The organism is Autumnicola musiva (genome assembly GCF_031846585.1).
GTDB lineage: Bacteria > Bacteroidota > Bacteroidia > Flavobacteriales > Flavobacteriaceae > Autumnicola > Autumnicola musiva.
Genome location: NZ_JAVRHK010000004.1, coordinates 1 through 22,644 on the forward strand (window position 1 = coordinate 1; position 22,644 = coordinate 22,644).

Annotated in this window: 16 protein-coding genes; 9 read left to right on the forward strand and 7 right to left on the reverse strand. The window is 41.5% G+C overall.

Annotation, left to right across the window (positions count from 1 at the left end; translation table 11 throughout):
• The first annotated feature begins 182 nt into the window (after positions 1-182).
• Positions 183-1,409 (forward strand): MFS transporter, encoded by a 1,227-nt coding sequence (locus tag RM539_RS07015; protein WP_311502676.1) that lies wholly within the window; start codon positions 183-185, stop codon positions 1,407-1,409.
• A 14-nt stretch (positions 1,410-1,423) separates the two neighbouring features.
• On the opposite strand, the gene RM539_RS07020 is transcribed toward RM539_RS07015, so the two are convergent.
• The gene (locus RM539_RS07020; RefSeq protein WP_311502677.1) at positions 1,424-2,527 is read right to left on the reverse strand and encodes a formylglycine-generating enzyme family protein; all 1,104 of its coding nucleotides are present in this window, start codon (positions 2,525-2,527) and stop codon (positions 1,424-1,426) included.
• 189 nt (positions 2,528-2,716) lie between these two features.
• Here RM539_RS07020 and RM539_RS07025 point away from each other — a divergent pair, with 189 nt between their 5' ends.
• A complete protein-coding gene (locus tag RM539_RS07025) occupies positions 2,717-3,481 on the forward strand; it encodes a 3-keto-disaccharide hydrolase (RefSeq protein ID WP_311502678.1) in 765 nt (254 codons plus the stop codon).
• Positions 3,482-3,700: 219 nt separating this feature from the next.
• On the opposite strand, the gene RM539_RS07030 is transcribed toward RM539_RS07025, so the two are convergent.
• The 4 genes from RM539_RS07030 to RM539_RS07045 all read right to left on the reverse strand — a co-directional run bounded on the left by RM539_RS07030 (position 3,701) and on the right by RM539_RS07045 (position 10,750).
• A complete protein-coding gene (locus RM539_RS07030) occupies positions 3,701-6,559 on the reverse strand; it encodes a glycosyl hydrolase 115 family protein (RefSeq protein WP_311502679.1) in 2,859 nt (952 codons plus the stop codon).
• Between the two features lie 4 nt (positions 6,560-6,563).
• Positions 6,564-7,700, reverse strand: coding sequence for an endo-1,4-beta-xylanase (locus RM539_RS07035; RefSeq protein ID WP_311502680.1), 1,137 nt, complete (start codon positions 7,698-7,700; stop codon positions 6,564-6,566).
• An 81-nt stretch (positions 7,701-7,781) separates the two neighbouring features.
• Positions 7,782-8,525, reverse strand: coding sequence for an SDR family NAD(P)-dependent oxidoreductase (locus RM539_RS07040; RefSeq protein ID WP_311502681.1), 744 nt, complete (start codon positions 8,523-8,525; stop codon positions 7,782-7,784).
• Positions 8,526-8,602: 77 nt separating this feature from the next.
• Positions 8,603-10,750, reverse strand: coding sequence for an alpha-glucuronidase family glycosyl hydrolase (locus tag RM539_RS07045; protein ID WP_311502682.1), 2,148 nt, complete (start codon positions 10,748-10,750; stop codon positions 8,603-8,605).
• Between the two features lie 196 nt (positions 10,751-10,946).
• On the opposite strand from RM539_RS07045, the gene RM539_RS07050 reads away from it, so the two are divergent.
• From RM539_RS07050 to RM539_RS07065, 4 genes are read left to right on the forward strand one after another with little or no spacing between them, the layout of a single operon-like run.
• Positions 10,947-13,154, forward strand: coding sequence for a glycoside hydrolase family 3 N-terminal domain-containing protein (locus RM539_RS07050; RefSeq protein ID WP_311502683.1), 2,208 nt, complete (start codon positions 10,947-10,949; stop codon positions 13,152-13,154).
• Positions 13,155-13,167: 13 nt separating this feature from the next.
• Positions 13,168-14,151: a TRAP transporter substrate-binding protein gene (locus tag RM539_RS07055; protein ID WP_311502684.1), complete on the forward strand. Its 984-nt coding sequence runs from the start codon at positions 13,168-13,170 to the stop codon at positions 14,149-14,151.
• The gene (locus RM539_RS07060) at positions 14,148-14,630 is read left to right on the forward strand and encodes a TRAP transporter small permease (RefSeq protein WP_311502685.1); all 483 of its coding nucleotides are present in this window, start codon (positions 14,148-14,150) and stop codon (positions 14,628-14,630) included. Before RM539_RS07055 ends, RM539_RS07060 begins: the two co-directional genes overlap by 4 nt.
• Positions 14,630-15,916, forward strand: coding sequence for a TRAP transporter large permease (locus RM539_RS07065; protein ID WP_311502686.1), 1,287 nt, complete (start codon positions 14,630-14,632; stop codon positions 15,914-15,916). Before RM539_RS07060 ends, RM539_RS07065 begins: the two co-directional genes overlap by 1 nt.
• On the opposite strand, the gene RM539_RS07070 is transcribed toward RM539_RS07065, so the two are convergent.
• Together RM539_RS07070 and RM539_RS07075 are read right to left on the reverse strand one after the other, a co-directional pair.
• Entirely contained in the window at positions 15,902-16,957 is a 1,056-nt protein-coding gene (locus RM539_RS07070; RefSeq protein WP_311502687.1) for a LacI family DNA-binding transcriptional regulator, read from the reverse strand. The two genes, RM539_RS07065 and RM539_RS07070, sit on opposite strands and share 15 nt — an antisense overlap.
• Positions 16,958-17,153: 196 nt before the next feature.
• A complete protein-coding gene (locus RM539_RS07075; RefSeq protein ID WP_311502688.1) occupies positions 17,154-17,873 on the reverse strand; it encodes an NUDIX hydrolase in 720 nt (239 codons plus the stop codon).
• Positions 17,874-18,052: 179 nt separating this feature from the next.
• Between RM539_RS07075 and xylE the strand changes: the two genes are divergently transcribed.
• Genes xylE through xylA form a run of 3 tightly spaced genes read left to right on the forward strand, consistent with a single transcriptional unit; the run spans position 18,053 to position 22,497 of the window.
• Positions 18,053-19,666: a D-xylose transporter XylE gene (xylE, locus tag RM539_RS07080; protein ID WP_311502689.1), complete on the forward strand. Its 1,614-nt coding sequence runs from the start codon at positions 18,053-18,055 to the stop codon at positions 19,664-19,666.
• Between the two features lie 20 nt (positions 19,667-19,686).
• Positions 19,687-21,180: a xylulokinase gene (locus RM539_RS07085; protein ID WP_311502690.1), complete on the forward strand. Its 1,494-nt coding sequence runs from the start codon at positions 19,687-19,689 to the stop codon at positions 21,178-21,180.
• 3 nt (positions 21,181-21,183) lie between these two features.
• Positions 21,184-22,497 carry a xylose isomerase gene (gene xylA / locus RM539_RS07090; RefSeq protein ID WP_311502691.1) on the forward strand — a complete coding sequence of 438 codons (1,314 nt, stop codon included), beginning with the start codon at positions 21,184-21,186 and terminating at the stop codon, positions 22,495-22,497.
• Positions 22,498-22,644: the final 147 nt, after the last annotated feature.

Sequence of the window (22,644 nt, forward strand, 5' to 3'; positions counted from 1 at the left end):
TGATATAAAACGGATATTCAAAAAAGTTTGATCGAGTTCAGTTTATATTGAGGAAGTCAATAAATTTTTGATGAAATTTATTTCTTAACAACATTTTACCACACGTTAAAACTCCTGCTCCTGCAGGATTGGCTAATTTTGGTTTGCTTCAAATTTCAGAAATTCACTTAGAACCAGAATATATGTTTGGAACCGATAAGCGAATCATAATCCTGGGAATAGCGAGAATGGCAGATTCACTTGGGAATTCCTTCCTTATCGTGGTACTCCCGCTTTACATTGCCAGTGAAAAAGTACAGGGAGAATTCTTCGGGCTTTCAGAATCCTTTATCACAGGCCTTGTTCTGGGCCTTTTCGGGCTCGTTACCAGTTTTACTCAACCTTTTGCCGGGCGCCTTTCCGACAAGTTCGGGAAAAGGAAATTATTTGTTCTATTTGGTCTGGTACTTTTCACAATTGCAAATTTCAGTTATTCCTTCGTCCACACCTATTGGGCCCTCATGATTGTTAGAGCTTTCCAGGGATTGGCCGCAGCACTTACTATTACGGCCAGCCTGGCGTTGGTAAGCGAACTGAGTGCAAAGGGAAGCCGCGGGAACAATATGGGCGTTTATAATTCTTTCCGGTTGATCGGATTTGGTGCGGGTCCTTTAATTAGTGGTGTTCTCGCGCAGGGAGGTCCTTATAATGTTCCTCTTCTGGGCACGATGGATGGTTTTACAGCTTCTTTCTATATAGCTTCTTTTGCAGCATTACTGGGCGCTGTGCTGGTTTCCCTATTGGTACACGATCCCGAAGATATTAACCCAAGCGACAGGAAAATGTCCATTCGTGTGAAATCTTCAGAAAAAGGAAGAATTCTTGATCCTATTTTTGCGTTGGGACTGGCTACGCTTATAATGAGTTTTGGCTTCTCCCTTTTGGCTCCCATAGAAACCGAAACAAATGAGCGGCTGGGGCAGGGAGCTTTTCTTTTTTCAGTGGAATTTAGTGCATTAATTGGTGTATTGGCTATTTTTCAGCCTTTAATCGGTAAGGCAAGTGATAAATATGGGCGTAAGATTTTTATTGTTATTGGCCTTATTGCTCTTATTCCTGCGGAACTGGCACAGGGGATTGCTACAGAGTCTTGGCATATGATTGCCGCCCGGGCGTTTCAGGGGATTAGTGCGGCAATGGTTTTTGCCCCGGCCCTCGCCCTTGCCGGCGATCTCGCTCAAAAAGGCCAAACCGGAACTCAGCTTTCTGTGGTGACCATGGCTTTTGGGCTGGGTATTTCCCTTGGTTCTTTTCTTTCCGGCTATGCCGTGCGGTTTGGTTTTATAATCCCCTTTCTTGTAGGTGCCGTTCTCGCTGGTTTGGGAATCCTGATTGTAACTACGCAGGTGCCTCAGGATAAGAAAACCTAAAGTCCGCTCTGGAATTAACCCTTTTCAGGTCGTAAAATAGTCCTGAACCCTACATGATCTGTTCCCGAATCCATAGACAATCCCATCCTTGCCGAAATTCGATAACTGGCGCAGTAGGATTTGTTGCATAAAAAGGAACCGCCCTTCATCACCTTTTCCGATTCATATGGATTATCAGGATTGTAAGACCTGTCTGAACCATTCGGGTTAATCAGCTCTCCCTGGTTCAGCGCCTGATTGTAATAATTAACATCAAACCAATCGGTAGTGATTTCCCAAACATTTCCCGCCATATCATACAATCCTATGCTATTTGCGGGAAAAGATTTTACAGGTGCGGCATAATTAAACCCATCTTCAGTCTTATTTTCAGTAGGAAAAGTTCCCTGCCAGGTATTGGCATTTTCATTAAGTGTTTTTTCTTCATCTCCCCAAGTATAGATTCCGCCGCTACGCTGCCCTTTTGCAGCTGCTTCCCATTCCGCTTCAGTAGGAAGGCTTCTTCCTGCCCATTTGCAGTATGCCAGCGCATCTTCATAAGCAATATGAACTACGGGAAAATTCATTTTATCTTCTATGTTAGTGCCCGGGCCGTAAGGATGCCTCCAGTTGGCGCCAATTTTCCATTCCCACCACTGTGAATAATCATTCAGGTTATTTACTTTTTCCAGGCTTTTCCTAAAAACCAATGAACCGGGCTGCAGAATGCTGTCATGGGGTTTAGGAGTGCCAGGCGGCAACTGTTTCTTCATTTCTTCCCAGTCAATGGGTCTTTCAGCTACGGTTACATACCTGGTTTCTTCTGCAAATTTGGCAAATTCAGCATTGGTTACTTCGGTTGCATCCATAAAGAATCCATCCACGGCAACCGGATGAGCAGGTTTTTCCCGCGGCAGGGCATAAGGGTCGTCTTCAGTCGCGCCCATAGTGAATTTCACCCCAGATACCCATTTCATTCCTTCGGGTACAGCCATACTATCCGGTTTTTTTACCAGAAGATCGTAAGAAAGGGTGTTTTTCTGCGGAACATTATTCTGACTTTTTTCCTTTTCTGAATTCTGGCAGGACAGAAAAGCTGCAGAAATAGCAATGGAAAGTATATAGGTTTTCAATTTCATATTTCAATATGCTGAAGATAATTTCAAGATCTCTAATTTACAAAAGGATATTGAAAGCGAAATTTAATTCTGTTAAATAGGTTTTTATCTACTGAATATTAAAATCTGTCATTATTATTTGATCCGGCAGGATTAAAAGCTAAATTTATGCTTATGTCTTTTGAAAAATCCATCTGAAATATAATTATCATGAGAAAATTTAAATTATCCTTCCCTGGCATCCCTGGTGTTTTACTCCTTTTGTGCTCCATTCTTAATGCCCAGAATCCTGCCGATCTTCCTCCCGAAGCAACCGAATTTTATGAGCCTGTGCCTCCAAAAGTACAATCTGAACCGGTTTTGACTGCGCCGCCTTCAGATGCCATTGTTTTATTTGATGGGTCTAATCTGGATGCATGGCAAAATGCCGGAAATAATACTGAAGCCAACTGGAACATATCAGGTGATGCGTTAGTGGTAAACCCCGGAGCGGGAGCTATTAAAACAAAACAGAATTTTGGAGATGTACAGCTGCATGTGGAATGGAAAGCCCCTGCTGAGGTAAAAGGAGAAGGACAGGGCCGTGGCAACAGCGGAATTTTCCTCATGGATAATTATGAAGTCCAGGTATTAGATTCTTATAATAATGAAACTTATACCAACGGGCAGGCTGCCAGTATTTATAAGCAGTCTACTCCTTTAGCAAATGCCACCAATCCACCATCAGAATGGAACAGTTATGACATCATTTTCACTGCGCCGGAATTTGATAAAAATGGGATGTTGCTTAGTTCTGCAAAAGTCACTGTTTTGCATAATGGGGTGGTGGTTCAGAATAATTTCGAACTTAAAGGACCAACTGTATATACCGGAATTCCTCATTATACCAAACACGCTGAAAAACTGCCTATTGTTCTTCAGGACCACGGCAATCCGGTGAGCTTCAGAAATATCTGGGTTAGGGAACTGGATTAGATCATCATTTGATTTATTTTTATTAAATATCTTCTTTTCCCAAAATCTATAAAAAGCTTTGACAGTAAAGTTAAGCTGAACTTGTTTCAGCTTCTGTAATATTCAAGTTTGCATTTAATATAAAAACACTGTAAAAATCAGGTAGATGTCCAGCAATCTGTCAATCTCAATATACTGATAGCCCAATTTTATTGATTCATTTTCACATTGTCTGTATTATTACATTTTCTTGCTTTCCGGAGGTCCCAAATAAGAATCTCCAACCTCGCCGGTTTTTATCATAATCTTCTGAATTACAATTCCGGGATCTATGGCCCATACCTTTAGAGTATGCTTGCCATCACCATCAAGAGTAAAGGAAGTGCTCACTTTCGTGGCGTTATTGCCTACCGAAGTACCCCAGTCATCATCAGTATCTTTTTGCAAATTTAGGGTAACAGGCTCCTTGTTATCTATGGATGTTGCAAACCTTAATCCGCCGCGATCAAGAAAATCGAGGCTTGGGGATAAAGTAAATTCCACTTCAACTTTTCCCGACTCAAATGCATAAAATTCATAATGGAGGTAAGGATTATCTCTTTTAAATTCTATACCAGGTTCCATTTCTCCTGAAGACATTGCAGAGCCTGTCTTTCCTAAATTTGGTATTTCTTTCCAGGTATTTTCTTCTTCAGATTTTTCTGAATATCCCGTTGCCGGAATCGAAATATAAGCATTGCTTTCTACATAACCTGAAATATCATTTTCCGCGGGATTATGAACAGGAACAATTACTTCAACCTTTGTTCTTCCGGGGCCTTTAATTGTCAACGGAACTTCAGTAGTTCCTTTTGGCGCCGAATTCCAGTCAATGTTCAAAGCAATTTCTTCAGAATCGTTTATTTTTCCTTTTTCCGAAGACAGTCTTAGCCAGTCCTTCTTGTTTTTGATCTTATATTTAAACTCTTCCTGTCCTTTATTGAAAATGGTAATTTTCGCCTCCTGGTTGCTATACGGACTCAAAACCGGCAGTTTTGCACTTCCCGATGCTTCCGGCCATGTTTTTTCAGATCCTGTCACACTCACTCCCATGGCCGCATCTTCAGGCACTTCTATTCGTGTTACCTCCGGCATATTGTTTTGCTCGGGCTGTTGCCAATAGGTGTAGCCAATATGCGTCTGGGACATCATATGGTTCCATTTGCCATCAGCCATTTCGTGGTGATAATAATCGGTAAGTTCAGCGTCTTTCTTAAAATATTCTTCTCCTTTATCAGCATATTCATTTGCTGAAGCCCGGCCCTGTTCGGCATATAATTTATTTTTTGCCGCTGCTATATACATCCTGTTGAGATTTGCTGAAGCTTTTACCGGAAACAAAACCAGTTGATAAAAAGCATCTTTATACTCCTGCGGAAGCTGACTGTAAACGTTTTCCGCCTTTGCTTCTAATGTTGAAAATTCTTCCAGCACCCTTTCTGCTTCATTAAAATTGTTCAGGCTGTAGGTTTCCGGGCTGATAAGTTCAGGTTTCCTACGGCTGTTATAATTAGTATAAGTAAGCAGTAAATCTGCAGTTTCTTCAGCATACTCCTGCGGAAACTGCTCTGCGGCCCAATTTACGGTATAGTTTCTAAGATCTTCTGCAGCGATTTTCTCCGGATTCCAGGCAAAATCAAGGAAAAAGCTGATGGGATATTCCATAGGCTTAATATCGCCAACATTAACAATCCATAATCGGTCTGCGCCAAAATCATAGGCCAGGTTCATCTGTTCCCAAACCCTGGAAATCTGCGTGGTGTTGATCCATTTATAATTCCGCGGACCACCAACATAATCGTAGTGGTAATAAATTCCGTAGCCGCCTTCCCGGGCTTCTTCCTTAGGATTTGGCAGTTTTCGAATGTTTCCCCAGTTATCGTCAGAAAGCAGTAAAGTTACATCATCCGGTACCCGCATTCCCTGGTCGTAATAATCCTGCACTTCCTTATACAGCGCCCAAACCTGTGGAGTTTCTTCAGCAGGTTTCCCCGAAACTTCAGAAATAATCTGCCTTTGATCTGTCACAATGTTTTCAAGCAGGCTAATGGCAGTGCCTTCGCTCATGGGTTCATCGCCGTCGCCGCGCATTCCAATGGTTACCAGGCTCTCGTTATTGCCCATTCGTTCCATTCCCTTTCTCCAGAAGTCCTGCAGGTTTTGTTTATTTTTAGTGTAATCCCAGGCTCCTTCACCATATTTTTCCCATTCGGCATGGGCACGCATCAACGGTTCGTGGTGTGAAGTTCCTATCACAATGCCATAATCATTGGCCAGTTTAGGATTTCTGGGATCGTCATCATAAAACGCCCTGCCCCACATTGCCGGCCACAAATAATTTCCTTTCAGCCGCAAAATAAGCTCAAAAACATGCTCATAAAACTCGCTGTTAAAATCTCCGAAGTTCTCCGCAATCCAACCCGAAAGGGCAGGGGCTTCATCATTAATAAAGATTCCGCGGTATTTTACTTTGGGAGAACCATCGGTAAATTTTCCATTTTTCACATAAAGCTCTCCGGCCTTTTTAACAGGAACATCGGCCCACCAGTACCATGGAGACACGCCCATTTCTTCGGAAACATCATACATTCCAAAAATCGTCCCGCGCTTATCGCTTCCGGCAATTACCAAAGCTTTATCTACGTTGGGCATGGGATTGTTAACCACCTGTATGCTGAAATTTTCCCAGTTCCCCACAATCTCCGATACGTCTAATTTCCCGTTACCGGCGAGTTGATCAATTAGCGGACTTTTACCCAGCGTACCTACGATAATTGCCGTTTTGGCACTTACTTCTCCAGTGCTGTCTATCTTCGGAAGCCTTCCCGTTACCCTTTCAATATCCTGGCTCAGGTCCTCGGCTACCACTTTTACGCCTTTAAAATCTTCAGTATTTAAATAAATTGATGGTAATTCTGAAGCAGAAGCTAAAGCAAAAGCTCCTTCTTCAGCGTTTTTGGTGATATAACTTTTCTGCGCAAAGCCAAGCGCCGGGAGCAAAAAAGCCATTACACCGTAAAAAAAAATTTTCTTTAATCTTGCTGCTGCGGAAATCTTCATGTCTTTAATTTTTTTCGTCAAACTCAACCACTTTCCAGTATGCCTTTTTCGGCTTATAATTTTCATCAAAAAGCAGCGGATAATTTTTTCTGCCTTCTACCGGGTAATGATCCAGCCAGCTGTAATTATCAGATACATTCCAAAAAGTAACCCCGGTTAGCACTTCTTTATAATCCCTGAAAACATCAAAAAACATATCGTAACTTTCAATTTGCCGCTGTTCAAGTTCTGGGGTAAATTCATCAGATTCGTCCGGCTTTAATTCCCTTCGTTCTTTTTCCCAGGGATAAAGGGAAACGTCGAGTTCTGTTATCTGCACGTCAAGGCCCAACGAAGAATATTTGTCTATGGCTTCCCTTAAATCTTTTTCGGAAGGGTCAAAAATTGACCAATGTGCCTGGATTCCCATGCCGTCAATCGGGGCACCTTTGTCTTTTAGCAGTTTTAGAAGCTTGTAAATCCGCTCCCTTTTTTCAGGAATAATGGCATTGTAGTCATTGTAGAAAAGCTTAGCTTCAGGGTCGGCTTCATGGGCATACTCAAAAGCCTTGATAAGAAAGTCCTCGCCGGCAACTTCATACCAGGGAGAATTTCGCAAAAATTCATCAGGATTGTCCGAAATTGCTTCATTCACTACGTCCCAGGCGTAAATTGTTCCTTTATAACGGGAGACCACGCTGTCTATATGGTTTTTCATCCGCCGTAAAAGCACCTCCTTGCTTACCTGCCCGCCGTCTTCAGCTTTAAAGATCCAGTCACCGGTTTGTTGGTGCCATACCAGGGCATGTCCCCGCATTTTTATATCATTTTCCCTGGCAAAATTGGCAATTTTGTCAGCTGCCTCCCAGTAATAGCGATTTTGTTCAGGATGAATCTCTCCCATTTTCATCACATTCTCCGGCGTCATACTATTAAATTGCTCCAAAATGAGTTCTTTGGACTGGCCCTCAAGAGACCTTGGAGCTACTGCAACGCCAATTGGAAAATATCCGAAATAATAATTTTTCAGCCCTTTTTCCTCTGTTTTTTCTACGGAAGCAATAGCTGCATTTTCCCCTTTTTCTTCATTATTGGATTTACAGCTGAAGAGCAGCAGTGTGCAAAGCAGGAAGAAACTTAGATTTGTAATTCGGTTTTTCATAATGTTGATAATGTGTTCGTTGATATTTATACCAGATGGTCAGGTTGAGCGGAATTGAAACCGCACTTAACTTATATGATCTTAAAACCCTATTGAATTTCCACCGTCTATAGGCAAAACAGTTCCTGTAGTGAATTTTGATTCGGTCGTGGCGTAATAAAATACTGCATCTGCAACGTCTGAAGGGTCACCAAGTTTACCCATTGGCGTCCTGGAAAGCACTTTGTTTTTTCTTTCAGGATCACTGTCCAGTGCCTTGCCGCTCATATTGGTTTTGATGAATCCGGGAGCCACACAATTCACCCTTATTCCAAATTCGGCAAGATCAACAGCCATGGCACGGGTCATTCCTTCAATCGCGGTTTTGCTGGCGGAATAAGCAATCACCTTTGGAATACCATACTGAGCCGCCATAGAGCTGATGTTGATAATGCTTCCGGCATTTTTTTCTTTCATGTATTTTGAAACTTCGCGGCTCATCACAAAAACGCTGGTCACATTGGTATGAAGAATGGACTGGAATTCCTCATCGGTCACTTCCATAAATTCTTTTTTCATATTGATTCCGGCGTTGTTAACCAGGATATCTATGCTTCCCGCTTCTTCGGCGATTTTTGCCACTGCGGCGGGAATATCTTTCAGGTTGTTAAGGTCAAGGATAAAAGGTTTGGCATTAGGACCAAGTTCCTTACAGGCCTTTTTGGTTTTTTCTTCGTTTCTGCCATTAACATATGTGGTAACGCCGTTATCGCATAATTTTTTAGCGGTGGCATATCCTAATCCGGCGTTAGCGCCGGTAACAATTGCGGTTAGATTTTCTTTCATTTAAATAGAGTTTAGGAGATTTTCCGGCTTTAGAGGCGGGGTTTCTCCTTTTTCAGGTTATAATGGTTAACGGGAGATTAAATTCCCGGGGCATAAGGTGTTTTTAAATTTTTATAATATTCTAAGGTATGGGCGGGTTCTGGTATAAATTCCGGCATTTCCATGTTAGAGAATTCCTGAAAATAAAGAAGACAGGCATCTCTCCACCATTTGGCTTCCTTTAGCTGAATTTGCAGCAGCATAGATACTTTTTCAAATCTTTCCTCATCTACATACTGCTCCATATTATTCCAGTTTTCCGCCATATCTTCAACTTCTTCCACGCCTTCCTGGTATTTGGAGGCCATATTGTACCAGAGGCTTTTACCATTATCCATTTCATAATCCCAGGGTAAATGATGAAACCAAAGCAGGTATTTTTCAGGAGTGGTTTCAGGAGAACTGTATTTCTCAGCGATAGGATCGGCGTATTGCTCCAGGGCATTGCTGCCGGAGCTGGTACGGTCAAATCCAATTCCGGCAGAATCTGCTTTATGATAATAAACAGGATTCCATTCCGGGCGGGAAAGGTTACTTACCCACGGTCCGGGGCCATAGTGGTGGCCGGTTCGCATAATATGGTGAAGGCCCAATGGCGTCATATAATTTACCACGGTTTCCCGCGATTCCAGCATCATCTCCTTCATAGGTTCAACAAAATCTTCATTATTGGTAAAGGTCATTTTCAGCCATTCTTCGGCTATTTCTTCTGAAGAGAGATAGGGATCCCAGGCGAGGCGGCCAAAGCCATACCAGTTGGCCTGCCCAAAAGGATGCCCCGTCCAGTTTCGTTCATTTCCAATATTTGCCACACCAGCCATTCCGGTTAATTTCTTATTTGAAAGCGTCCCGTCTATAATTTTTGCTACAGTGGATTTTTCACCATTTACATACGTGTCCTCTTCCAGCGTTTCTTCGAATAACTTCGGAAGAAAAACCAGGTGCGTGGCAAAGCCAAGATATTCCTGGGTGATCTGGAATTCCATCATTAAAGGAGTGTCCGGCATTGCCCCGAACAGCGGGTGGAAAGGCTCCCGCGGCTGAAAATCTATAGCTCCGTTTTTTACCTGTAGCAAAACATTATCTGCAAATTCTCCGTCAAAAGGAACAAATTCTGAATATGCCTGTTTTGCGCGATCTTCCGGGTCATGTTCTGAATAAACAAAGGCGCGCCACATTACAATTCCACCATGAGGAGCTACTGCTTCGGCCATCATATTGGCGCCATCTACATGAGAGCGGCCGTAATTATTTGGTCCCGGCTGCCCTTCAGAATTCGCTTTTACCAAAAATCCGCCAAAATCAGGAATTTCAGCATAAATCTGGTCGGCTTTATCTTTCCACCATTGCCTTACTTCTTCATTTAAAGGATCGGCAGTTTCCAGGCCCCCGCTTTCCATGGGAGAGGAAAACCTTGCCGTAAGATAAACCTGGATCCCATAGGGACGGAAAACTTCAGCAAGCGCTTTTACTTTTTTAATATATTCTTCAGTTAAAACAAGGGAATTGGCATTTACATTGGTAAGCACGGTCCCGTTAATCCCAATAGAGGCATTGGCGCGGGCGTAATCAGTATATTCAGGCTTGATAAGATCTGGAAGAAGATGCCAGTCCCAGATAGAGAATCCGGCATAACCCCTTTCCACCGTGCGATCTAAATTGTCCCAGTGATTGAGCACTCTTTTCTGGATTTTGGGACTATCGGTAATGGCAAGATTGGACAGTTTATTGTGCAGCTGCATTTCCCGAAGCAGCCGAAAACTGCCGTAAAGTACACCTATGTCGGATTTCCCGGTTATAAGAATTGTGTTATTGCCTTCAAATTTTACTTCTTTAATAATGTAACCTTCAGAATTGATATTTTCGAAATCCTGTTTTAGGTTTTGTTGAAGCTTTTGAGGTAGTTGCTCTCTTTGTCCAAGTAAGAGAATATTCTCTCCGGAATTTTTCTTCTGAAGTTCTTTTCCGAAGAAAGATTTCCAGGCGGTCTGCATTTCTTCCGCAGAAACATTAAGGGTTGGTGAGTTTCCTAAAATTTTTATTCCCTGTATTTTATTCAGGTAATCACTCTGAAGCTGCGTATCCGTTATTTCATCGTACTGCAGCCAAAGGTCATAACCTTTTTGAGCAAAAGATTGGGCTGAAAATAGGAGTAAAACGCCTAAAATTAGTCTGTTAACATTCATAAAACAGGAATAAATGGTGAAAGTGCTAATTCTTTTTTGCACTTGTATGGCGAAAATTAGGTAAAAAAAGCATGTAAACAAAATTTTTTACGCAATCGGTTGCGTTTAATTGAATTTTATGCGTTATTTGTTAATGCTATTGCGATATTACCCCCTCTGTATTTAATAAATCATAATTTTCAATACTTTAATCATCATGAAAATAACAGTTATTAAACCTTTTCTCCTATTATTGAGCATTGTTTTTTCTGTACAGGCGAATGCACAGAATTCTGCTGAATCTGAAGCTTATCCTTTTAGGAATACGGCTTTATCTTTAGACGAGAGAGTACAGGATTTAGTCAATCGATTGACTTTAGAAGAAAAGGCACTGCAGATGATGCATGACAGTCCTGAAATTGAAAGGCTTGAAATTCCTAAATACAACTGGTGGAATGAGGCTTTACATGGGATTGGAAGGTCTGGCGTTGCCACTGTTTTTCCTCAGGCTATAGGAATGGGGGCAACTTTTGATGAAGAATTAATTAACAAAGTGGCTTCGGCAATTTCAGATGAAGCACGGGCCACACATAATACCGCAGTAAAGAATGGTTATCGCCGCCAGTACAGCGGCCTCACCTTCTGGACACCAAATATCAATATTTTCAGGGATCCGCGCTGGGGAAGGGGGCAGGAAACCTATGGGGAAGATCCATACCTTACTTCTATCCTGGGAACGGCTTTTGTAAAAGGGCTTCAGGGAGACAATCCAAAATATTTAAAAACTGCTGCGGCCGCCAAGCATTTTGCCGTGCATAGTGGTCCGGAGAAACTAAGGCACGAGTTTAATGCGGAAGCTTCCCAAAAAGATATGTGGGAAACTTACCTGCCCGCATTTAAAGCTTTGGTAGATGCCGATGTGGAAACCATCATGTGTGCTTACAATAGTACTAACGGGGAACCTTGTTGTGCCAATAAATACCTGCTTCAGGACGTGCTGCGTGATAAATGGAATTTTGAAGGGCATATTGTTAGTGATTGCTGGGCTTTGGTAGATTTTTATGAAGGGCATAATGTAGTGGAGTCTCCCGAGCAGGCTGCTGCACTGGCCATTAAAAGTGGCGTTAATCTTAACTGCGGAAGTACTTATCCATCGCTTCCTGCTGCTGTGGAACAGGACCTGGTGAGCGAAGAAGAAATTAATGAACAGTTAGCCACGCTGTTGAAGACCAAATTTAAGCTGGGACTTTTTGATCCCGTTGAAGATAACCCATATTCAAAGCTTTCTGTAGAAAATTTAAATACTGAAGAGCACAGGCAGCTGGCAAAAGAAACTGCTCAAAAATCTATTGTAATGTTAAAAAACAATGGAGCACTTCCTTTAAAAAACGACCTTTCCAAGTATTTTATAACCGGTCCCAATGCTACCAGCATAGAGGTTTTACTGGGAAATTACCATGGAATTAATCCAGATTTAGTCACTATTCTTGAAGGGCTGGCCGGCGCTATTGAGCCCCAGAGCCAGATGCAATACCGGCAGGGAACTTTGCTGGATCGCCCGAATGCCAATCCACAGGACTGGGCTTCTCCAAATGCCGGAAACAGTGATGCTACTATTGCCGTTTTAGGAATCTCAGGAGTTTTGGAAGGCGAGGAAGGCGAATCTATTGCTTCTGAAACATTTGGCGACAGGATGGATTATAATATTCCGCAGAACCAAATTGACTATTTACAGAAGTTGAGTGATGCCGCAGGCGATAATCCTGTTATTGCTGTAATTACCGGAGGTAGCCCGATGAACCTTGAAAAAGTTCATGAACTGGCCGATGCCGTGTTGCTGGTATGGTATCCCGGCGAAGAAGGTGGAAATGCAGTTGCCGATATTATTTTTGGTAAAATTTCCCCTTCCGGAAGATTGCCCATTACTTTTCCCAAATCTCTGGATGACCTGCCACCTTATAAAGATTACACGATGAACGGGCGAACTTATAAGTATATGGATGAGGCGCCAATGTATCCCTTCGGATATGGTCTTAGCTACACCAATTTTGATTATTCCGATATAAAACTTTCCAGGAATAGGGTTAAAAAAGGCAATTCTTTGCAGGCTTCGGTTCAGGTGAGCAACACCGGCGAAAAGGAAGCCGAAGAAGTAGTACAGCTTTATGTATCAGACGTAGAAACTTCAGTAGATGCTCCTAAATATCAATTATTCGGGGTGAAAAGAGTAAAACTGCAGCCGGGTGCTTCCGAAGAAATCAATTTTGAAATTACTCCGGAAATGATGGAATTAGTAAACCTGGAAGGAGAACGGGTACTGGAAAAAGGGGATTTTAAGGTTTATTTGGGAGGATCTACTCCGCATCAAAGAAATACCGAGCTCGGAATGACTGAAGTTGAAGAAGTCACCTTTACTTTGAATTAATCTATAATTAGAAATGAGCGAGAGCGCCAAAGGTAAAATCTTGTTAGTCCTTGTTTTACTGCTGCTTACCGCCTGCGGAAAAAAGGAAGAAGGAAAATCTTTAAAGCTGGCGCACAGCCTTGGAGTCACCCATCCCGTGCATATCGCCATGGAATATTTTGCTGAAAGGGTCAGGGAAAAATCCGGCGGAAAACTTAGCATTGAAATCTATCCCAGCAGTCAGTTAGGTTCCGAAAGGCAGGCACTGGAATTATTGCAGATTGGCAGCCTTGCCATGACCAAAGTATCTTCTGCGGTAATGGAAAATTTCTCTCCGAAATTGAAGGTTTTTGGCTATCCTTATTTATTTCGGGATAGGGAACATCGTTATAAACTTTATGACAGTGAGCTGGGAAAGGAGTTATTGCTGGACGGGGAAAAATACTGGTTGCGCGGCCTCACTTATTTCGATGCGGGCAGCCGTTCATTTTATTCTATGGCTACGCCAATAAAGACTCCGGAAGACCTTCAGGGCATGAAAATACGGGTAATGCAAAGCCCCACGGCAATCGCTTTGGTGAAAGCTTTGGGAGGTTCGCCTACTCCGGTATCCTGGGGAGAGTTGTACACATCGCTGCAGCAGGGCGTGGTTGATGGTGCCGAGAATAATTTGCCCAGCTTCTACTCTTCAAAGCATTATGAGATTTGCAAGAATTTTTCAATAGATCAGCACACCGCCATTCCCGATGTTCTGGTAATAAGTTCTTCAATTTATGAAGATCTTAGTGAGCAGGAGAAAATGTGGATAAATGAAAGTGCCAGGGAAGCTTCACTAAAGGAGAGGGAATTATGGGAAGCAGCCGAAAAAGAAGCTCTTGAGGAAATTATAAAAGCTGGTGTAAAGGTGAATTATCCTGATAAAGATAAATTCCGCGAAGAAAGTAAAGTCGTAATTGAAGCTTTAAAACAGAAGGATACTTCCCTCTACAACCTAGTGCAGGAAATAAAAGATTTATGAAAATACGTAAGAGGCTGAATATATTTCTGGAATGGCTGGTGGTGATTTTAATTGCCATTATGCTCTTTAGCGTTTTATGGGGCGTGGCCACGCGATATATTTTTGCCGATCAAAGCTCATGGACAGATGAGCTTGCCCGTTTTATGCTAATTTGGGTGAGTATGGTGGGCGCAACATATGTTGCTGGTAAAAACGAGCATATCGCCATAGACCTGTTACCTGCTTCAATGTCTGAAAAAAAGAAAATAAAGATGGATATCATCGCCTTTGTGCTGATTGCGGTTTTTGTAATGGCAGTATTTGTTATTGGTGGCTTACGCTATGTATATATTTCTTTCCATTTAGGACAGACTTCGGCCGCTTTGGGTCTGCCAATGGGTTATGTTTATTCTATTCTTCCGGTGTGCGGTGTAATTATTATTTATTTTAAGTTTCTTTCCATTTGGGAGGCTAAAAAACTTTTAAAGAAACCCATATAATGGAAATTTTTGTGCTGGTGCTTAGCTTTATTGTGCTTGTAGGAATTCGTGTTCCGGTAGCGTGGAGTATTGGTATTGCTTCGTTGCTCACGATTCTAATAAGCATAAATTCTATTCCTGCCTTTACCACTATTGCGCAAAGAGTGGTGACAGGTTTGGACAGTTTTTCTTTGCTGGCGATCCCGTTTTTCATCCTGGCGGGGCATATTATGAATCATGGGGGAATTGCCAAGCGCCTTATTGAATTTGCCAAATCTCTGGTAGGTTCCCTGCCCGGTGGCCTTGCGCATGTTAATATTGTTGCAGCCATGATGTTTGGCGCCATTGCCGGTTCTGCAGGAGCAGCCGCGGCGGCAATTGGAAGTTTTATGTCTGAACGTATGGAGAGGGAAGGCTATACCAAGGAATATGGTGTTGCAGTAAATGTAACTTCTGCCACTACGGGATTGCTGATCCCGCCGAGCAATATTTTTATCATTTATTCCCTGGCCAGTGGTGGGGTAAGCATTGGTGCGCTTTTTCTGGCGGGTTATATTCCCGGAATCCTTACCGGACTTATTTTGATGATCATCGCTTTGATATGGGCTAAGAAGAAAGGATTTCCCACTGGAAAGAGAAGTTCGGCTTCACAGGTTTTGAAGGCTTTTATTTCGGCAGTGCCAAGTTTATTCCTGCTGTTTATTATCATTGGCGGAATAGTGGCGGGAATTTTTACTGCTACGGAAGCTTCTTCGGTTGCTGTGGTTTATTGCCTGATACTTGCTTTTATCTACAAAGAAGTAGGAATAAAAGACCTGAAAGCTATCCTGGTACAATCTGCCGGAACAATTTCACTGGTAATGCTGCTAATCGCAATGTCCATTGCCATGTCCTGGATTATGTCTTATGAAAATATTCCGCAGGATGTAACTTCAGCTTTGCTTTCTTTCAGCGATAATCCAATTGTAGTAATGATTCTTATCAATTTAATCTTATTGTTTATTGGGATTTTCATGGATATGACCCCGGCAATACTCATTTTTACGCCTATTTTTCTTCCGGTTGCCACAGCAATGGGAATAGATCCTGTTCATTTCGGAATTATTATGGTGCTGAATTTATGTATTGGACTTTGTACACCCCCGGTTGGTGCAGTACTTTTTATTGGGGTTGGAGTGGCAAATACTACAATACAAAAGGTAATTAAACCCTTGCTGCCTCTTTTCGCTGGTATGTTGACTGCATTGATTTTGGTGATTCTTTTTCCGCAGTTAAGTCTTTGGCTGCCGGAATTATTCGGCTTCTAAAATAGTTTCCAGCTTTTTCTTTTTACTTGAATTTCGTACGATAATTTCAGTATCGAGCATAGTGATTTCTGAAATATTGGTATCAAGGTTTTTTGAAGAATGCTCTAAGATACGTTGCGTGCAGATTTCTCCCATTTTCATGGCCGGGTGTGATACAGTGGAAAGTGCCGGCTCTACTATGGAAGCGATAGGATCGTCATTAAAGCCTATTACAGCAAGTTCATCTGGTACTTTTACCCCTTTTTTTCTGGCTGTTAATATTGCACTAACTGCTGCAGTATCGTTTGAAGAAAACAAGCCATCAGGCGGATTTTCCATATCCAGCAGCTTGTAAGTGGCCTCTTCACCTTCTTCAAAACTCATGGTGTTGAGGTCAATAATAAGATCTTCGTCAATTTCAAAATTATGCTCACGCAGGGCATCCAGGTATCCTTTTTTCCGCAGATTATAGACATTAAGATGCTGCGCTCCTGCAAAATGGGCAATTCTTTTACATCCCTCGTCTATCAAATGCCTGGTGGCACGGTAACCTGCAGCATAATTATCAATAATAACCCTGTAGGAATTAAATGCATCCGGCACACGATCAACAAAAACAATGGGGATATTCTGATCTACAAATTGTTTAAAATGCCCGGTGTCTTTGGTTTCCATTCCCAGGGAAACAATTAAACCACAAATACGACTGTCATAAAGTGCCTTGGCATTATTTATTTCATTTTCATATTTATCATTAGATTGGCTGATAATTACATTGTGCCCTGCTTTTCTGGCAGCTTCTTCCACTCCGCTGATAAGTGAAGCAATAAAAGGCCTGTTAATCCTGGCTATCATGATGCCTATAGTCTTGCTTTTATTATTGCGAAGACTGGCCGCAATCGAGTTGGGACGATAGCCCAGTTCTTTAGCAACTTTCTGGATTTCCTTTGTTGCTTTCTGGCTAATGCTTTTGTGATTGTTAAGAGCCCTTGAAATGGTAGAAGGGGAGTATTTTAGCTCTTTTGCCAGATCATATATGGTCACTTCTTTTTTCTTCTTCATTCATATAAAATTGATGCCCCATTAAATGTATTTTAATATCTGTTGCGTAGAATTTCAAATATAGCAAACCCTCTTCAATTAGGCTTTATAATAAACTATAGCTTTAGCCTTATTAAAAAAATTGCATAAATATTTGAAACTTTATGCAACTTACCTTGTTATAACTGTAAAAATAACATTTATGATGCACAAACACTCAAAATTCGAAACTAAATCCTTTCTCTGTTAATTTTTTATAGATATTGTCCTCAAACCTGTAGAGTTTAGCTGCTCTGTGAGAAACATCTTTTTGTTTTTCATTCAGGTCAACCAGCAGTTTCATTCGAAGTATTTTTCTGCGGAAGTTGGGCTTATCCATCTCCTTGTCAAGTATTTCTTCGTAAAGCTGCATTAACTGGAGTAAAGTGAATTTTTCAGGAAGCAAATTAAAGCCGATGGGAGCCTGTCTTACGCGGCGCCTTAATCTTTTAAGGCTGTAATCAAGGATCTGGTTATGGTCATAGATAAGGTTGGGGATTTCTTTTATTTTATACCATTTTGCCTCCGAAGCGGTAAACCCGGCTTTTATATTATAATCTTCCCTTTTGATAAGGGCATTGTAGCCAATAGTAATTACCCGGCCCATAGGAAATCGATCGGGATCTCCAAAAGCTTTAAGCTGCTCCAGGTAAATGTTATTAAGTCCGGTAAGTTCCCGCAACAGGCGGTGCGCTGCATTATCCAAACCTTCCTTTTCTTTTATCCATCCACCGGGGAGTCCCCATTCTCCCTTTCTTATTCCGCGTCCATGTTTTACCAGTAGAATTTCAAGACTTCCATTTTCAAATCCAAATATTACACAATCTATGGTAATGGTACTCATTACTGAAGTTTTTACCATTTCGCCGGATTCTTCGTTTATGAGTGTTTTTTCCATGTTATATCAATTTGAGATTTGTAGCTATTTTATTCCCTGTTTTTGAGGATATGAAATAAGAGAATATTGGTTTTTATGAAAAATTAATAATTAAGCCTAATAAATTGCTAAAGTTAAAAAGAATATTTAAACTTGTAGTCAAATAAACCATAAGGTCTTTTTTAAATAACAAATCACACATGGCGACAGCAAAAATTAGTCAAAAAAGTGTTTATCTTATTACCATTGTGGCCAGCCTGGGGGGGCTGCTGTTTGGTTATGATACTGCGGTAATTTCCGGGGCCGTTGGGTCACTGGAGAATTACTTTATAACCTCTTTACAGGATAATGCAATTCTTTCGGCAAGTATGATATTTCAGTTTAAGGTGATTATCAGTTTATGCATACTTGCGGTTGGAATTTTATTCGCTTCGTTTATTCTAAAATTCTTTCACCGTACCAAAGCTTACATTATCATTGCCGGTATTCTCCTGATTGGGGGAGCTGTTTATTATTTCCAGTTCCTTACTTTACCTGAGGTGCTTACAGAAAACCTTCGGAATTCTATTCTTGGTTTTATGATTAGCAGTGCTTTGGTAGGCTGTATTATTGGTGCTTCTATGGGAGATAAAGCAGCAAATTCCATAGGCCGTAGAAACGGCCTTATTTTGTCTGCCACTTTATTTCTGATTTCTGCCTGTGGCTCGGCTTATCCTGAGGCCATGAATATTTTCCAGGCCAATACCCTTACTTCCTTTATTATATATCGTATTGTGGGTGGTATAGGTGTAGGTTTGGCCAGTATGCTGGCACCACTTTACATTGCTGAAATGGCACCCGCGAATATTCGGGGTAAACTGGTTTCTTTTAACCAGTTCGCAATCGTTACCGGAATGCTGGTAGTGTATTTTGTAAACTATTTTATCGTGAACGGCCAGACCGAAGAGTGGATTAATCTTACAGGCTGGCGTTATATGTTCCTTTCGGAAGGTATTCCGGCAGTGCTTTTCTTTTTGTTTTTACTGGTAGTTCCTAAAACTCCGCGTTTTCAAACAATGAAGGGAAATGAAGAAGATGCGGTAAAGGTTTTAACCAAATTAAATGGTCCTGAGAAAGCTTCACAAATTCTGCAGGAAATAAAAGCTTCCTTCAGCAAAACACGTGCGCCCTGGCTTAGCTTTGGGTGGGGGATTATAATTATAGGAATTTTGCTATCGGTTTTCCAGCAGTTTGTAGGGATAAATGTTGTGCTTTATTATGCTCCTGAAATTTTTAAAGGAATGGGAATGGAAACCGATGCTTCCATGTTACAAACTATTATTGTAGGGGCTATAAACATGCTGTTTACGGTACTGGCAATTTTTACCGTAGATAACTTCGGAAGAAAAAAATTAATGCTCATAGGGAGTGCAGTGATGGCTGTAAGTATGATTGGACTGGGAGTGGTGCTTTACCTTCAATCTGAAGGAGTATTCGCCCTGCTTTGGATGTTGCTTTACATTGCGGCCTTTGCTATGTCCTGGGGACCTGTAACCTGGGTTTTGCTTTCTGAAATATTTCCCAATAAAATTAAAGGTGTTATGGCAGTAGCCGTGGCAGTACAATGGCTTGCCAACCTTTTGGTTTCATGGACTTTCCCTATGATGAATAATAATGTAAGCCTTGTGGAAACTTTTAACCACGGGTTCTCTTACTGGATCTACGGAATAATGGCTGTTTTATCCGGACTTTTCATCTGGAAATTTGTACCGGAAACCAAAGGGAAAACCCTGGAGGAAATGGAACTTTTATGGGGCCCAAAGGATAAATTATAAGTAATTGAAAAAATAAAATTATGTACTTCTTAGGAATAGATTTAGGAAGCTCTTCTATTAAACTTTCGGTTCTGGATGGTGAAAAAGGCAAAGAAATTTGTGCTGTCACCGTTCCCGATTCAGAAATGGAAATGATCGCTCCAAAATTCGGCTGGGCAGAGCAGGATCCGGTTGTTTGGTGGGATTATGTAAAAGAGGGATTAGGAAAAATACGCCATAAGCACCAGGTTGATCTTAAGAAGATACAGGCCATTGGAATAGCCTATCAAATGCATGGACTGGTACTTACCGATGAAAATCTCAACCCGTTAAGGCCTTCTATTATTTGGTGTGACAGTAGAGCAGTGAAAATTGGAAATGATGCTTTTGAAACTATAGGAAAGGAAAAAAGCCAGAAGCAGATTCTTGGGAGCCCCGGGAATTTTACTGCTTCAAAACTTAAATGGGTCAAAGAAAACGAGCCGGAAATTTACGCCAGGGCAAAATATATGATGCTCCCTGGAGATTTTATAGCAGCAAAACTTTCCGGTGTTGCCCAAACCACTACTTCAGGTTTGTCTGAAGCTGCATTATGGGATTTTCCTAAGGGGAAACTCGCCACTGAAGTCCTTGAAAAGATGGGGCTTTCAGAAGAAATGATTCCGGAGATCGTATCCAGTTTTGCAAAACAGGCAAAAGTAAATTCTGAAATTGCTTCAGAATTAGGTCTTAATCCCGAAGCATTTATCACTTACCGGGCAGGGGACCAGCCAAACAATGCGCTGTCACTAAACGTTCTGAACCCTGGCGAAATTGCCACTACAGCGGGTACTTCCGCAGTAATTTACGCGGTAACAGATAAAGATATTTATGATGAACAGAGCCGGATCAACACCTTTTTGCACGTTAATAACACTGAAGACCAAAAGCGCAACGGAATTCTTGGGATTATTAACGGTTCCGGTATTCTTTATCAGTGGCTTAGAAAAACCATTTCGCTCGGCCGTAAGGAACTGCTCTCTTACGACCTTCTGAACGAAGAAGCTGCCAAGGTAGCACCGGGAAGTGAGGATTTAAGATTTTATCCGTTTGGAAACGGCGCCGAACGAATATTCAATAATAAAGATGTTAATTCGGGTATTGAGAACCTTAATTTCAATATCCATAAACCGGCACACCTTATTAGATCTGCCTGTGAAGGGATTGTATTTGCCATGAATTATGGCTTTGATGTAATGAAATCCTTGGGTACTTCTGGAGATGTAGTGCGTGCAGGTAAGGGCAATCTTTTTTTAAGCCCGGTTTTCAGGGAAATATTTTGCAGTACCACACAGGCAAATCTTCAATTATATGAAACATCTGGAGCTGAAGGAGCCGCCCGGGGCGCAGCTTACGGGTCGGGATATTATAAAAATCTGGATGAAGCTTTTGGAGATCTTGAAATACTTGAAAGCCTTGAACCAAAAAAAGAATTGTCAGCTCAATATCAGGAGATATACGAAAATTGGAAACAACATATTAAAATAGAAGAATAGATTATGGAAAGTAAATTTTTTAAAGACATTAATGAGATCAGGTTTGAAGGAAGAGAGAGCGATAATCCTTTAGCCTTTAAGTGGTATGATGAGAATAGAAGGGTAGCGGGAAAAAGCCTGAAAGAGCATCTGCGCTTTGCCACTGCTTACTGGCATACTTTTAACAATACAGGGGCCGATCCATTTGGGCCGGGTACAGAAACATTTGCCTGGGACAAAAGTGATGATCCTATTACCCGTGCAAAAGATAAAATGGATGCCGCTTTTGAATTTATGACAAAGCTGGGAATGCCATATTATTGTTTTCATGATGTAGACGTTGTAGATGAAGCTCCAACTTTGGCTGAATTTGAAAAGCGCCTGCAAACTATGGTAGAATATGCTAAGCAAAAACAGCAGGAGTCAGGAATTAAATTGCTTTGGGGAACTTCGAATCTATTCAGCAATCCGCGTTATATGAATGGTGCAGCAACCAATCCAAATTTTGATGTGTTGGCATACGCGGGAGGACAGGCAAAAATAGCCCTTGATGCAACTATCGCCCTTAATGGAGAAAATTATGTTTTCTGGGGTGGTCGCGAAGGTTATATGAGCCTGCTGAATACGGATATGAAAAGGGAACAGGACCATTTAGCAAAATTCCTGCATACCTGTAAAGATTATGCGCGAAAACAAGGCTTTAAAGGAACTTTCTTTATCGAGCCGAAACCTATGGAGCCAACCAAACACCAGTACGATTATGATGCGGCAACTTCATTGGCATTTATCAATAAATACGGACTTCAGGATGATTTTAAACTAAATCTGGAAGTGAACCACGGGACATTGGCAGGCCATACTTTTGAGCATGAATTACAGGTAGCCGTAGATGCCGGAATGCTTGGAAGCATCGATGCCAACAGAGGGGATTATCAAAATGGATGGGATACAGATCAGTTCCCGATAGATATTTATGAAATTACCCAGGCAATGCTGGTTATTCTTGAAGGCGGCGGAATCCAGGGCGGAGGTATTAATTTTGATGCGAAAGTACGAAGGAATTCAACCGATCTGGAAGATAAATTCATTGCACATGTTGCCGGAATGGATGTATTTGCCAGGGGTCTAATATGTGCCAGCGAAATCCTGCAGAATTCACAATACAAGAAATTAAGAAAGGATAGATATTCATCTTTTGACAGTGCTGATGGAGCCCGGTTTGAAAAGGGAGAGCTTTCTCTGGAAGATCTTAGCAAAATAGCGAGAGAAAAAGGTGAACCTAAGCAGATAAGTGGGAAGCAGGAACTTTATGAGCAGATAATTGCGAATGCTTTTTAAACTGGTAGTGCTTTGGAATTTAATCCCTCATTAAGGGTTTAATTCCTCCGGGATATACGATTTTTTCGGTGGGCAAAATAAATAGTTAGTGGAATGTTAAAGGGCTTCTGAAAAGGAGCCCTTTTTTAATGAAGTATGGGAGTAATA

Coding starts and splice junctions, on each gene's coding strand:
- xylE (WP_311502689.1), top strand. CDS start 18,053: ATGGCGACAGCAAAAATTAGTCAAAAAAGTGTTTATCTTATTACCATT.
- RM539_RS07035 (WP_311502680.1), bottom strand. CDS start 7,700: ATGAAAAACCGAATTACAAATCTAAGTTTCTTCCTGCTTTGCACACTG.
- RM539_RS07070 (WP_311502687.1), bottom strand. CDS start 16,957: ATGAAGAAGAAAAAAGAAGTGACCATATATGATCTGGCAAAAGAGCTA.
- RM539_RS07055 (WP_311502684.1), top strand. CDS start 13,168: ATGAGCGAGAGCGCCAAAGGTAAAATCTTGTTAGTCCTTGTTTTACTG.
- RM539_RS07060 (WP_311502685.1), top strand. CDS start 14,148: ATGAAAATACGTAAGAGGCTGAATATATTTCTGGAATGGCTGGTGGTG.
- RM539_RS07025 (WP_311502678.1), top strand. CDS start 2,717: ATGAGAAAATTTAAATTATCCTTCCCTGGCATCCCTGGTGTTTTACTC.
- RM539_RS07015 (WP_311502676.1), top strand. CDS start 183: ATGTTTGGAACCGATAAGCGAATCATAATCCTGGGAATAGCGAGAATG.
- RM539_RS07020 (WP_311502677.1), bottom strand. CDS start 2,527: ATGAAATTGAAAACCTATATACTTTCCATTGCTATTTCTGCAGCTTTT.
- RM539_RS07075 (WP_311502688.1), bottom strand. CDS start 17,873: ATGGAAAAAACACTCATAAACGAAGAATCCGGCGAAATGGTAAAAACT.
- RM539_RS07045 (WP_311502682.1), bottom strand. CDS start 10,750: ATGAATGTTAACAGACTAATTTTAGGCGTTTTACTCCTATTTTCAGCC.
- xylA (WP_311502691.1), top strand. CDS start 21,184: ATGGAAAGTAAATTTTTTAAAGACATTAATGAGATCAGGTTTGAAGGA.
- RM539_RS07085 (WP_311502690.1), top strand. CDS start 19,687: ATGTACTTCTTAGGAATAGATTTAGGAAGCTCTTCTATTAAACTTTCG.
- RM539_RS07030 (WP_311502679.1), bottom strand. CDS start 6,559: ATGAAGATTTCCGCAGCAGCAAGATTAAAGAAAATTTTTTTTTACGGT.
- RM539_RS07040 (WP_311502681.1), bottom strand. CDS start 8,525: ATGAAAGAAAATCTAACCGCAATTGTTACCGGCGCTAACGCCGGATTA.
- RM539_RS07065 (WP_311502686.1), top strand. CDS start 14,630: ATGGAAATTTTTGTGCTGGTGCTTAGCTTTATTGTGCTTGTAGGAATT.
- RM539_RS07050 (WP_311502683.1), top strand. CDS start 10,947: ATGAAAATAACAGTTATTAAACCTTTTCTCCTATTATTGAGCATTGTT.